Origin of the sequence: Pseudomonas sp. NFX224, assembly GCF_048565165.1 — a bacterium.
Classification (GTDB): domain Bacteria; phylum Pseudomonadota; class Gammaproteobacteria; order Pseudomonadales; family Pseudomonadaceae; genus Aquipseudomonas.
In genome coordinates, this window is sequence record NZ_CP183416.1 from 2,213,970 (window position 1) to 2,227,705 (window position 13,736).

Annotated in this window: 7 protein-coding genes and 1 rRNA gene; 2 read left to right on the forward strand and 6 right to left on the reverse strand. The window is 60.1% G+C overall.

From position 1 onward, the window contains the following. Positions 1-68: 68 nt before the first annotated feature. A complete protein-coding gene (locus ACNYC6_RS09975; RefSeq protein ID WP_419712152.1) occupies positions 69-413 on the forward strand; it encodes a cupin domain-containing protein in 345 nt (114 codons plus the stop codon). A 109-nt stretch (positions 414-522) separates the two neighbouring features. Here ACNYC6_RS09975 and mmsB read toward each other — a convergent pair whose 3' ends face one another. Beyond that, positions 523-1,410: a 3-hydroxyisobutyrate dehydrogenase gene (gene mmsB, locus ACNYC6_RS09980; protein ID WP_419712153.1), complete on the reverse strand. Its 888-nt coding sequence runs from the start codon at positions 1,408-1,410 to the stop codon at positions 523-525. Between the two features lie 10 nt (positions 1,411-1,420). Beyond that, positions 1,421-2,947, reverse strand: a complete 1,527-nt coding sequence (locus ACNYC6_RS09985; RefSeq protein WP_419712154.1) for a CoA-acylating methylmalonate-semialdehyde dehydrogenase — start codon at positions 2,945-2,947, stop codon at positions 1,421-1,423. Between the two features lie 149 nt (positions 2,948-3,096). Here ACNYC6_RS09985 and ACNYC6_RS09990 point away from each other — a divergent pair, with 149 nt between their 5' ends. Further along, entirely contained in the window at positions 3,097-4,044 is a 948-nt protein-coding gene (locus tag ACNYC6_RS09990; protein WP_419712155.1) for a LysR family transcriptional regulator, read from the forward strand. A gap of 98 nt (positions 4,045-4,142) precedes the next feature. Here ACNYC6_RS09990 and recD read toward each other — a convergent pair whose 3' ends face one another. The 4 genes from recD to rrf form a co-directional block, all read right to left on the reverse strand. Further along, complete coding sequence (recD, locus tag ACNYC6_RS09995) at positions 4,143-6,251, reverse strand: exodeoxyribonuclease V subunit alpha (RefSeq protein ID WP_419712156.1); 2,109 nt, start codon at positions 6,249-6,251, stop codon at positions 4,143-4,145. Continuing rightward, complete coding sequence (recB, locus tag ACNYC6_RS10000) at positions 6,248-9,940, reverse strand: exodeoxyribonuclease V subunit beta (RefSeq protein WP_419712157.1); 3,693 nt, start codon at positions 9,938-9,940, stop codon at positions 6,248-6,250. Before recB ends, recD begins: the two co-directional genes overlap by 4 nt. Next, positions 9,937-13,389: an exodeoxyribonuclease V subunit gamma gene (gene recC, locus ACNYC6_RS10005; RefSeq protein WP_419712158.1), complete on the reverse strand. Its 3,453-nt coding sequence runs from the start codon at positions 13,387-13,389 to the stop codon at positions 9,937-9,939. Before recC ends, recB begins: the two co-directional genes overlap by 4 nt. Positions 13,390-13,543: 154 nt before the next feature. After that, positions 13,544-13,659, reverse strand: a 5S ribosomal RNA gene (gene rrf / locus ACNYC6_RS10010). Positions 13,660-13,736 lie beyond the last annotated feature (77 nt).

Here is a 13,736-nt window from a genome sequence, read left to right on the forward strand (position 1 = left end):
AGACAACTGATGCCGGGCCAGGCCCGATAGGGTGCGACTTCAGCTCTCCCCCAACGCCCGGAGTCATCATGACCGCACCGATTACCGTTCTTCGCGATACCCACCCGCTGCCCGTACTCGACGCCTGCAAATGGGAAAAACTCGAAGGCGACCCGCACACCGTCAACCTCAACGCCTACACCAGCGAAGACGGCAGCAAGATCATGGGTACCTGGATCTGCACACCGGGCAAGTGGTACGTGGAATACGCGAAGTGGGAATACTGCCACTTCCAGGAAGGCTACTGCATCATCACCCCGGAAGGCATGGCGCCGATCCACCTGCGCGCCGGTGACATTTTCGTCATCGAACCGGGGATGAAAGGCACCTGGGAAGTGGTGGAAACCGTGCGTAAATATTTCGTGTTTGCCTGATAAAGCAAAAGATCGCAGCCTTCGGCAGAGCTGCCGAAGGCTGCGATCTTTTCTTTGCGCCAAATAAAAAACCGGGAACCCGCCCGACGCGGATCCCCGGAAACAGCCCCTATTGGGGTTTGCGATAGCTGTTGATGATCGCCGAGAAGTCGCTGCCACCTTCCCCACGCAAACTCATCGCCTGATACAACTGCTGGGCCACCGCGCCAAGCACCACCGGTTGGTGCGCCTGACGTGCCGCTTCCGTCGCCAGCCCCAGATCCTTGAGCATCAGTTCGGCTCCAAAGCCACCGGTATAACCGCGCGACGCCGGCGCCGTTTCGACGATGCCCGGCCACGGGTTGTACATCTCCGAACTCCAGCAACGCCCGGTGGAACTGTTGATGATGCCCGCCAGCACCTTGGTGTCGATGCCCAGGGCATCGCCAAGTGCCATGGCCTCGCTGACGCCGACCATGGAAATCCCCAGCAGCAGGTTGTTGCAGATTTTAGCGATTTGCCCGGTGCCGACCTCACCACAATGGACGATGTTGCGGCCCATTTGTGCCAGTACCGGTTGCAGCGTGGCGAACAGTTCCGGGGTGGCACCGACCATGAACGTCAGTGTCCCGGCCGCCGCACCGCCCGTGCCGCCGGAAACCGGTGCATCGGCCATGGTCACACCCTGTTTGGCCGCAGCGGCTGCCACGTCACGGGCAGTCTGTGGATCAATCGTGCTGCAATCCACCGCCGGCACGCCTCTGCCGATACCGGCGAGCACGCCGTCTTCACTCAGCCAGACACCGCGAACATGCACGGCAGCCGGCAACATGGTGATCACCAGTTCCGCGTCCTGCGCCGCTTCACGGGCCGACGCGCTGATGCTGCCGCCCAATTGTTCCAGCTCTGCCAGCACGGCCTTGTTCAGGTCGACCAGACGCAACGAATGGCCGGCCTTGATCAGGTTGCGCGCCATCGGCGCACCCATGTTGCCGAGACCGATAAAAGCGATTTTCATGTCCGGCTCCTTAACGCAAGTTGATGGTGGTGTTCACACCGTCGTTGACGCTGTCGTCATCGAACCAACGACTGGTGACGGTCTTGGTCTGAGTGTAGAACTGCACCACTTGCTTGCCATAAGGGCCGAGGTCGCCGAGTTTGGAGCCACGGGAACCGGTGAAGCTGAAGAACGGGACCGGCACCGGAATCGGGATGTTGATGCCGACCTGGCCGACGTCGATCTCGGTCTGGAATTTACGCGCCGCCGCACCACTCTGGGTGAACAGGCCCGTGCCGTTACCAAACGGGTTGGCGTTGACCAGGGCAATGGCTTCATCGAGCGTGGCGACTTCCAGCACCACCAGCACCGGGCCAAAGATTTCCTGGGTGTAGATCTGCATGTCAGTGGTCACGCCGGAGAACAGGGTCGGGCCGACGAAGTTGCCCTTCTCGTAGCCCGGAACCGAAATCTCGCGACCATCCAGTTCCAGCTTGGCACCTTCCTTGATCCCGCTCTCGATCAGGTCGAGAATCCGCGCCTTGGCCTTTTTCGAGATGACTGGACCGACGTCGGTGCCTGGCTCGCTGCCGGCATTGACCTTGAGTTTTTGCGCCAGCGCCTTCAGATCCGGCAGCCACTGCTTGGCCGCGCCCACCAGCACCACCACCGAAGTGGCCATGCAACGCTGCCCGGCGGCACCGAAACCGGCACCGACCAGCGCATTCAGCGCTTGTTCGCGATTGGCATCCGGCAGCACCACGGCGTGGTTCTTGGCACCCATCATCGACTGCACGCGCTTGCCGTGCTTGCCGGCCAGGTCATAGACATGCGTACCGACCGCGGTCGAACCGACGAAGGAAACCGCCTTGATGTCTTTGTGAGTGCAGAGACCGTCCACCACGTCCTTGCCGCCATGCACGACGTTCAGCACACCGGCCGGGATGCCGGCCTCGATAGCCAGCTCCACCAGCAGCATGGTCGACATCGGGTCCTGTTCGGACGGCTTGAGCACGAAGGTGTTGCCGCAGGCGATGGCCATCGGGAACATCCACAGCGGAATCATCGCCGGGAAGTTGAACGGGGTGATGCCGGCGCACACGCCGATCGGCTGGCGCAGGGTATAGGTGTCGACACCGCCCGCGACGTTTTCAGCGAATTCGCCCATTTGCAGGCTGCCGATGGAGCAGGCGTGCTCGACCACTTCCAGGCCACGGAAAATATCGCCCTCGGCGTCGGCAATGGTTTTGCCCTGCTCTGCGCTAAGGACCACGGCAATACGCTTGGAGTGTTCGCGAATCAGTGCCTGGAGCTTGAGCATGATGCGCATGCGCGCGCCGATCGGCGTCAACTTCCAGGTCTGGAAGGCACGATGGGCTGCGCTGATTGCCGCGTCGACTTCTTCGGCGGTGGCGAATGGCACCTTGGCCAGCACTTGCTGAGTGGCCGGGTTGATGATGTCGTGCCACTCGGTGGACTTGGATTCGACCCACTGGCCGTCGATCAACAGCTTGACCTTTTGCACGGTGGTTTCGTTAGGCGTGAGCGATGCGTTCATGTGGGTCTCCTGGACTTGTTGTTATCTAGAGAGCCAAGGCGAGAAAGTCGCCTTGCGATGAGGCGTGTGCCGCGAATTGGTTGTCGGGCTGTTTTTGGAGTATAGATGTGCAAACTTCTAATAAGAACGCACATAAAAGCCGGTCCATCATGCAAAAAAACATCACGTCTTTAGGTTCGCTGAACTGGGATGACCTCAAGTTTTTCCTTGAAGTCGCCCGGACCCGCAAGGCCAGCACCGCCGCCAAGCGCCTGGCGGTCGATTACACCACCGTGTCGCGACGCATCAGTTCACTGGAAGCTTCGTTGGGCACCTTGCTGTTCGAGAAGTCCCGGACCAGCGGTTTCGTCCTGACCGCCGAAGGCCAGCGCTTGCTCGGTTATGCCGAGTCGATCGAAAGCACGCTGCACATGGCGTGCGAGCAGGTTTCGGGCTCTGGCGTGGCGTTATCCGGGCATGTGCGCATGGGCTGCACCGAAGGTTTCGGCAGTTTTTTCATCACCCCGCAGCTGAGCCATTTCGTCGACGCCTACCCGGCAATCTCGGTGGACATCCTGCCTCTGCCGCACTTCATCAGCCTGTCCAAGCGCGAGGCCGATATCGTCATCGCTCTGGAACGTCCGGAACATGGGCCGTACGTCTGCTGCAAACTCTGTGATTACCGCTTGCAGCTCTACGCGACCCAGGAATACCTGGACAAACACCCGGCCATCCGCCGCCCGTCAGACCTGGGTAAACATTCATTTATCAGTTATGTCGACGACCTGGCATTCAGCTCGGAGCTGCTGTACCTGGCAAACGTGCTCCCCGGCGCCAGCGCCAATTTGCGCAGCACGAGCGTGATTGCGCAGTTCGTGGCGGCGCAGCAAGGGCGATCCCTGGCGATCCTGCCCTGCTTCCTCGCCGCCCAGGACCCGCGCTTGCTGCCGGTACTGCCGCAAGAAATCAACATCACCCGACAATTCTGGATGTACTGCCGCGAAGACCTGCGCAAACTCAAGCGGATCACCCTGTTGTGGGACTACATCAGGGAAGTCACTGAGCTCAATGGCCCGTTGTTGCTGGGTGAGACGGGGGAGTTGCGGTTTGTAGACTGAGTGACTCGATACCGATGTCGGGAGGATACCGGTACTTGACCACTTTCGCCGGGACGCCGGCGATTATCCGTACGGAGGCACATCGTGAGCGGCTTATATCACTCCGGGCTATCGCCGCCCTCCTTGAGCTCCAGCATCAACCCGCTCAAGCGTTTGACCTTGCGTCTCACCGCCTCTTCAAACACACCGGTACGCGGTTCGATCAAGGTAAACCAGTCCTTGGCCCGGGTGATGCCGGTATAGATCAACTCCTTGGTGAGCACCGGATTCAGGGCATCCGGCAGAATCAGCGCCGTATGGGCAAATTCCGAACCTTGGGATTTATGTACCGTCATGGCGTAAACGGTTTCGACATCATTGAGTCGACTTGGCAGAACAAAACGCACCCCGCCCTGCCCGTCATTGCGCGGGAACGCCACTCGAAGAACCTGCTTGCCCGCCTCTGGTCCATCACGCTCGGGAAGTTTGAGCGCGATGCCGATATCGCCGTTCATCAAGCCCAGGCCGTAATCATTGCGCGTCATCAGCACGGGCCGTCCCTCGTACCACTGCTGGTCGCTATCAATCAGACGGGCCTTGAGCAACGCCTCGGTCACTCGCAGATTCAAACCCTCCACACCCCACGGCCCTTTGCGAACCGCGCACAGTAGCTGGAAGGCATCGAAGGCTTGCAAGACCTCACGAGCCCAATCAGTCCAGCGTGAATCCTCAAGCGGACTGTCGAGCGCGGGTCGCTGCTTGCGCAGCAGGCTCAAGTAATGCCGATAGCCCTGCGGTCCATCGCCATGACCTTCGAGCAACAAACGCTCCAACGCCCGATCCTGTTCATTCTTGAGGGACAGGCAAAACACATCGCCATGACTGCGCGCCTCCAGCAACTTGCGCGCCTCTTCTGGCTGCTGCTGGTTGACCCAGCGGGCCAACTGACCAATGCCGCTGCCTTCGCCGAACCGGCGCGAGTGGCGCAGCATCACCACTTGCTGAGCCAGTGGATGACTGCCCTGGGTGTCCTCCTGCAACCCACTTGTCTCCAGGCTTTCGCCGCTGACCGCCTCCAGCCACTGGCGTGTCTGCGGGCTGTACCAGCCGGCTTCGGCATCGCGACATAAATCGCCAAGCACCGCACCGGCCTCTACCGATGCCAGTTGATCCTTGTCTCCCAACAGCACCAGCCGGGCGTGAGGTGGTAGCGCGTCGAGCAGATTCGCCATCATCTCCAGGTCGATCATCGAAGCTTCGTCCACCACCAGCACATCCAGCGGCAGGCGATTGCCCGCGTGGTGGCGGAAATGTCGCGTACCGGGACGGCTGCCAAGCAGGCGGTGAACCGTGGTGACGTCTGACGGGATTTTGTTGCGTATGTCTTCACTGACTTTCAGCGTCTGGATTTGCTGGCTGATCGACTCTGTCAGGCGCGCAGCGGCTTTGCCGGTCGGCGCGGCCAGGCGAATGCGCAGCGGCTTGCCGACCTCCACTGCCGGTGCCTGGAGCAATGCCAGCAAACGCACGACCGTGGTGGTTTTGCCGGTGCCCGGACCACCGGTGACGATGCTGAAAGCGCCACGTGTAGCGAGAGCACAGGCAAGTTTCTGCCAGTCGATCACTTCACCGGGTTTGGCCGGACCGAACAGACCGGTAAGGCGCTGGAGCAAGTCGGCCGGTGTTGCTTCGTGCTCCGCCAGACGTTGACGCAGCGAGTAATCTATACGCCGCTCATATACCCAGTAGCGGCGCAAATACAGCCGCTTGCCAGACAACACCAAAGGCCGTTGCCGCGCGGCCTCACGCCCATCGGCCGCCAGTGCGACCAGGCTGCTGGAAGCCAGCACCTTGCACCAATGTGCGCCATCCAGCGCCTCGAGCAATTGCGAGGGCAGCAACATCGCGCCACTGTGCAGATCGCCTTCCGGCGGCAGCGACAGGGCGAAGTCCGGTTCTTTCAACGTCTCGAACAGATCCAGGCAGACATGCCCGTGGCCCAATTGGTGACTGGTCAACGCCGCCGCCAGCAACACCAACGGATCATCATCCGGTGCCAGTTCATGAAGGAAGGCCACGAAGGCTTTGTCCAGCGCGCGCAACCAGTCACGCTCGACCCAGCGCGTGAGCAACAGCAGTAAATCGTCGGCGCGATTCAACGGGGCAAGGTCAGCCAGGCTGTCAGAGGCCAACGACGTGGGCAACAGATCGGCGAAGGTGCGGCTCATAGCAATACTCCCTGTTCCCACGACGGTTCAGCCTTCGGCTCCGGTTTACCTTGAAACATCCGATCCAGTCGCTCGATCAACTCTCTCGGCGGCCGGGCAAAATACACACCCTGGCTGGGCGCGCGCGTACCGCGCAGGAACAGATATATCGCGCCGCCGACATGCCGGTCGTAATCGTAGTCGGCAAGTCGGGCCTTGAGCTGTCGATGCAGGGCCAACAGGTACAACACGTATTGCAGGTCGTAGCGGTTGTCGAGGATCGACTGCTCCATGGCTTGCCCGGTGTACGCCTGGTCGTCAATGCCGAGCCAGTTGGATTTGTAGTCGGCGACGTAGTAGCGACCGTCGTGTTCGAACGTCAGGTCGATGAAGCCCTTGAACATGCCGTTGAGCAATACCGGTTCGGCAGCCATCCGGGCCACACCGTTGTGCGTGTATTGGCACACCAGCGCATCGAGCTTGAGTACATCGACCTTATGGCTGGCGAACCAGAACTCCATTTCGACCTGATATTGGGTCAGCTGCTCAAGCATCACCGGGGGTTGCCCAGCCCCAACAGGCAGCGGTGACTTGAGCAAATGCTGCAGCCAGTCGCTGAGCGTGGTTATCCAGCCTTCCCAGCCGCGACGATTACAGCGACGAGCGATGGCGTCCTCCACGGCCTGCGGCGTGGCACCGAAACCTTCGTCGCCAGCCCATTCGAGCAAGCCATGAAGAAAGGTGCCCGGATTCGGACCACGGGGGAATCGATGGATATCCGCGCCACCGGCAACCATCTCCCGGGGTGCCTGCGGATCGAGGCGTTCATCGTCGAAGAGTTTCTGGGCCTGCGGACTTTCGGGCGCCTCATCACTGCCGATGCTCAGGCTGTCGCTCAGGCGCAAGGCGCTGTAGGAGGCGATCCACCAGTTTTCGCTGGCCTTGCGTTTCGGAATCAACGGGGCAAGCAAGGCCGCTTCGTTTTGCGGTGGCTGGTAATGCTCTGCCGTAGCTTCCGGCATTTCGCCGTAGCCCAGCGCCGGACAGTCCTGTTGAAGATCTTGCAGCCAACGAATGAGTCCCGACGACTCGCTCAATGCTGCGCCGCCGCCCAACAAATAACCCAGCGCTGAAAGATGCAGCACCGAACTGTTGTTATTGCCACGCTTGAGGTCCGTCACCCCCAGCCAGCAGGCATGTTGCGCCCGTGTCAGGGCTACATAAAGCAAGCGCAGGTCTTCCGCCAGTCGCTCATCATCGGCCAGGGCAATCAACTCGGCGGACGGGCTCAAGGTCACTTGGGCCTTGCCGGTGGCGTCGTGGTAATGCAGCGGCAAGCGGCTGCCATCCACGGGTTTCGCCGAGCAAATGAAAGGCAGGAACACCAAAGGATATTCAAGCCCCTTGGACTTGTGGATGGTCACGACCTTGACCAGTTGCTCATCACTTTCCAGACGCAGGATTTGCTCTTCGCCGGCCTGACCGGACAGCGCCAGATGCTCGGTCAAATGACGGATCAGCGCTTGTTCGCCATCCAGCTCGGCGGCGGCCTGTTGCAGCAATTCGCAGAGGTGCAAAAGGTTGGTCAACACCCGCTCGCCATCGCTGCGCGCGATCAATGCCTGGGGCAATTGGAAGTCATGCAGCAAGCGGCGCAGCATGGGCAGCACGCCCTGCTTGCGCCAGATCTCGCGATAGCCGCGGAACTGCATGACTCGTGCTTCCCAGGCCAGTTCGTCCTGATTGAGCCGCTCCAGTTCCGGCAACGAAAGATTCAGCGTGATGCAGGCCAATGCGGCGCGCAGGGGGCGTTCGACATCCGGTTCGGCGCAGGCTTTGAGCCACGTCAGTACATCGTGAGCTTCCTGGGCAGCGAACACCGAATCCTTGTCAGACAGATAGACGCTGCGCACACCGCGGGCGGAGAGTTCGGCACGCACGGCCTGCGCTTCCTTGCCATCGCGAACCAGGATCGCGATGTCCGCGGGAAGCAGCCCCTGGAAATCCTTGCCGTCCCGCACAAACCCAGCCTGAGCCCCTTGCCCACCGTTGAGCAACGCGGTGATTTCACTGGCACACGCGGCAGCCAATTGTTGTCGATACACCGCGCCGGACAATGGCTGCTCGGCAGGCAAGTGCCAGATGTTGAGCGCGGGCACGACCTGACCGTCGATGTGCAGAACCTCTTTACGCCCCTGGGACTCAACAGGCAAAAACGGCACCGGGTTATCGCCATTGCGTTCACGAAACAGGAAGGCTCCGCGCCCGGCTTCGCGAGTCTCGGCGCGCTCAAACACATGGTTCACGGCGCTGACCATGCCGTGACTGGATCGGAAGTTGGTGCCCAAGGTATGCAAGCGGCCATAAGTCGCCTGACGGGCGCGCAGGTAGGTATAGATGTCGGCGCCGCGGAAGGCGTAGATCGCCTGCTTCGGATCACCGATCAGGAACAGGCCGCTCTCGGGATTGTTGTCTTCGATGCGATAGATGCTCTCGAAGATACGGTACTGCACCGGGTCGGTGTCCTGGAATTCGTCGATCAGCGCCACCGGAAACTGTTCGCGGATCAAGGTTGCCAGGCGCTCGCCGCCATCGGCCTGCAATGCCGCATCAAGGCGTAGAAGCATGTCGTCGAAGCCCATTTCCGCACGACGACGCTTTTCCTCCTCGAACCGTGCGCCGACCCAATGGGCGGCGTGTTGCAGCACGGCGGCATCCGGTGTCGGCAAACCATCAAGACAGGCTTTCAGAGCGGGCATTGCATCCAGCCCCGGATGGTTGGGAACGTCGCCTTTTTTCCAGGCTTCTGCCATGCCGTCGGGAGTAAGCCGCGTGAAGCCGGTGCCGATGTCCAGTTGCTCAAGGGATTCGTCTTCAGCCCAGGCTTTGATCTTCTCGAACCAGGGCTCGAAGTAACGCGCCTGCATTTTGCGACCGTCGACACTCTTGCTCGCGACGCCTTCATGGCAGATGGCGAGCAGCTCGTCAGCCCATTGCCGCCAAGGCATCTTGAGTTCCAGCAATGCAACCCGCCGCTCCTGCAAACATTCGGTGATCAGCTCGGCAGGTTCTTTGCCTTCAACGTTGTCGCGCTCGCTGGCAAACAGTCCGCGAACGCGCGGCAACAATGCCGCCGGGCCTCCCCAATTGCTACGCACCCAATTCAACGCATCGCCCTGCATCGGGTAACAGAACAGACGCCAGTAGTCGCGCAGGACTTCACCGAGCAGATCGCTGTGATCGGTTTCCAGGGTCTGGGTGAACAGGCTGCCACTGTCGAAGGCGTGCTCGCGCAACATGCGCTGGCACCAACTGTGAATCGTCGAAACCGCAGCTTCATCCATCCACTGCGCGGCAATGTCCAGTCGATTGGCACAACCGGGCCACTGCTCCGGCAAGTACTGTGCACGCAGTTCGGCAATCAGGCCGTCGGGTGCAGGGGTTTCGTCACGGAAAAAACGGGCGGCCTCCGCCAGGCGGGTGCGAATACGCTCGCGCAGCTCTTTGGTGGCGGCATCGGTGAAGGTCACGACCAGGATTTGCGGTGGCAACAGCTCGCGTCCGAAGCCATTGGCCTCCCCGCCGTGACCAAGAACCAGGCGCAGGTACAGCGCGGAAATAGTGAACGTCTTGCCGGTCCCGGCGCTGGCTTCGATCAACTGACTGCCGCGTAGCGGGAATGCCAAGGCCAGAGGCGTCTTGGTGGTCATGAGCGCGCCTCCTCGCTGGACGTTGAACGCCATGGGGCTTCGAGCAGTGGCCGGTAGAGCGCATTGCACCAATCGACGAAAGTCTCGTCGGCGACCAACGCGTCGTAATCGGCAAATTGACGAGCCAGCGCAACGCTTTCGCGTCGTTCACCGTCCGTGGTCAATCCATCGCCCTCATAAGCCTTGCGAGCCGCTGCTTCGGCCTTGACCGGTTCGGTTTGCCCCAGCCAGGCGAAGGCTGTCTTGACCGCGATCGGCAATGGTTGGCGCATACCGGATTGCCAGGCTTGCAACAGGTCGCCCAACATCTGTCGTGCTGAATCCGCCTCCATTGGAGCGAGTAGCAGACTGTCGTCACTGGCCACCAACGCGGTGGTCATCGACAGACCGCTGGCACACGCGACCAGATGATTGACCCAGGGCCGCGTCAGGCGATGCCATTTGCGTGACTTGGTCGAACCGATGCCATTGGGGATCGTAGTGACAGACAGCAAGCCACCATCAGCCCGTTGATGCAGACCGCTGAGCCAACCTTCAAGGCGCAGGTCATGCAACTCCAGATTGACAGGAAGAGCACTGGTCAATGGTGTTGGCCATAAAGCCAGAAGCTGCTGGTAACGCTGCAGCAAATCTGGCAACGGCTCGATCAGCTCTCGCTGAAGGCATTCGCCAAAACCGGCCATGGGCAACAACCCGCTGTTTTGCAAACGCCGGGCCTGCGCTTCAAGCGCGTGATCGGTGTCGTCCAGATCGGCCAATGCAGCTTCAAGCAAACTGTCGCTGAGGCTATAGCGTTGCAAGGCGTCGAGCACAAAGGGCTCCTCATCCGCCAAAGGCACTTCGGCGGCCTCGAAGAACACCTTCAAGCGTTGACTGAAGAAATGCCGCACCGGGTTGCGCAGGAAATCCTGGAGTTGCCCGAGGCTCAGCGGCTCCTCCTGAACGTGAGGTTCAAGGATCTCGATATCCATCGCTTGTGCCTGATCCTGGTGAAGCACCTGCCACTCATTGGCGTAGCTGAACAACTCATCGCCTTCATGGAAGTAACGGGCACTGAAGGGTTGCAGCGGATGCTCCTGAGTGATGGCCTCCAGCAAGTCTTCGTCGACACCGCTCAATCGCCAGCCACTGGCAAGGTGGTCACGGAGTTGACCGATCAGTACCGACGCAGGGCGCTCACTGTTATCGCGAATGCTGCGGCCGACCCAGCTGATATAGAGCTGGTCCCGTGCCGACAACAGGGCTTCGAGCAAGAGGTAGCGGTCATCTTCGCGTCGCGAACGATCCCCGGGACGGTAGTCACTGCCCATGAGGTCGAAGTCCAGCGGCGGCTGCGCACGCGGGTAGTCGCCATCGTTCATGCCCAGCAGGCACACCAGTTTGAAGGGGATCGCTCGCATCGGCATCAAGGTGCAGAAGTTCACCGCACCGGCGAGAAAGCGTTGAGACAAACGCCCCTGATCGAGACCGGCGAGCCAGGCTTCACGGACGACAGTCAGCGGTAGCTCATCTTGCAGGCTGACCGATTCACAATTCTCGAGCCAGGCTTCGCGTAACTCTTCCAGTTGAGTCAGCAAGAAGTCGTCGTGCTCGTTACTGGCCTGGAAGAATAGCGACACTAATGCCTGCAAACGCGCGCTCCATTGTTGGGGCGATGCCGGCTGCGTGAGTTCCTGATGGGCAACTTCCAACGCATCCAGCAGCGCAACCAACGGGCCGATGAGCGCAGCGTCGAGACCACCGATCTCATCGTAAGGCTCGATTCCGGCACAAGCGTCGGCACTGCCAACGGCATAACCCAGCAACATGCGTCGCAGGCCGAAACGCCAACTGTTTTGTTCCAACGCCTCAGGTAAACCGAGGCCCGCACGCTGCTCGGCATTCATCCCCCAGCGGATACCTGCACCTTCGATCCAGCGGTGCAGGGTCGGCAAGTCGCGCTCCTCGACACCAAAGCGGGCACGTAGCGCCGGAACGTCCAACAGGTCGAGGATTTCACTGACCGGGAAACGACTGTCGGGCAGCTTCAGCAGATGCTCGACAGCGATCAGCAGTGGATCGCGCCCGCGCTGCCCCTGGTCAGCCAGCGTGAAGGGAATGAAGCGCGGATCATTACGCTCCAGTTGTCCGAACACCGCCCGGATATGCGGTGCATAACTGTCGATATCCGGGACCATCACAATCACATCGCGAGGACGCAATTGTGGATCGGCGCTGAAGCGCGCGAGCAACTGATCGTGAAGGATCTCTACTTCACGCTGAGCGCTGTGAGCGATGTGAAAACGGATCGACTCATCTTTCTCAAGAGTTACGGCTGGCCAGTGTTCGCGCGTCTCGTTCAGTGGCCGCAATTCAAGGATGTCGTCCTGCAACTGGTTGAGCATGTTCAGAGGCAGGCTGTCGCTGAACAAGTCGATACGACCGTCGCGAAACGTCGAGCGATAGCTGTTGGGATCGTCGTAGCTGTCGAGCAGGTTGATGTAGTCACGCCCCTGCTTGCCCCATGCCGCCAGTAATGGATGCGCGTGCTGGTGAAGGGTTTGCGGATCGAGGACAACCGGCATGCCGCTTTTGCGAGCCTGCCGTTTGTACTGATGCCGCAGCAGGTCCTTATCGGCAACGATGTCGGCCCAGTGGTGACGACACGGGTTATGGACGCACAACAAAACCTGACTGAATCGAGCCAGCCCGGCCAAGGCTTCCAGGGCTTGAGCGGGCAAGGAGGAAATCCCGAAAACAATCACTCGGGAGGGCAAACCATCAGGGGCGACGTCGAGACTGTTGATGCGCTCGATAAACCGCTGATGGACACCGGCACGGCTCTGCGCCATACCTTCGTCACCGACATCCAGTAGCAGTGCACGCCATAATTCCGCCTGCCAGCAATTGGCCGGGGTTAACGGTTTGGTTTCCCCTCTGCCATTGCGTAACTGATGGCGACCTTCGGCCCAGTCTTCGAGCCAATCAGCGCGGTACACCTGATACTGGTCGAACAAGTCCGCCAAGCGCTCGGCCAATTGATAGCGTTTGCGAAGATCAGTGTCATTGGTAAGAAATCGTTGCAGGGGTTCGAAGTGCGGTTGATTGATCAACTGCGGAAGGAGGCGCATCAGACGCCAGGTCAGCGGGGCTTTATCGAGCAGCGACTTGACTGGAATTTCATCACGCCCCAAGACCATGCGATAAAGCTGCCACATGAAGCTGCCGGGTAACTGAACGTCGATGGCGGCGGCGACTCCACAGCCGCCCATGTCGTCATCTTCAGCGTCTTCTGCCAGCGCCAACTTTAGCCATTGGGCTATTCCGTTGCTCTGGACCAGGGCGATTTCATTTTCCAAGGGAGCCAACGGATAGCGCCGCATCCAGCTGACCACCAGGCTGCGCAACTCGTCCAGGCGGTTGCCGTGAACCACCATAAAACCAGCACTGAGGGACGTCGCGTCCGGCATAAAGGCTTCCTTGGGAAAATACAAAAGCTAGGGCCGAACCTTAGCATTGTCGGGAGACTGTGACAGCGTGGACCTGTCCGATGTTGCTGTACGAACTTTCCTGCGGACAAAACAAAACCCCAACTGCTTTCGCAATTGGGGTTTCGGAATTTAATCTTGACGATGACCTACTCTCACATGGGGAAACCCCACACTACCATCGGCGATGCATCGTTTCACTTCTGAGTTCGGGATGGGATCAGGTGGTTCCAACGCTCTATGGTCGTCAAGAAATTCGGGTACTGACTCGTGACCAGATGGTCTCGCTTCAGCAAATTGGGTATGTGATAGCTTGGTGTTTTGTGAGC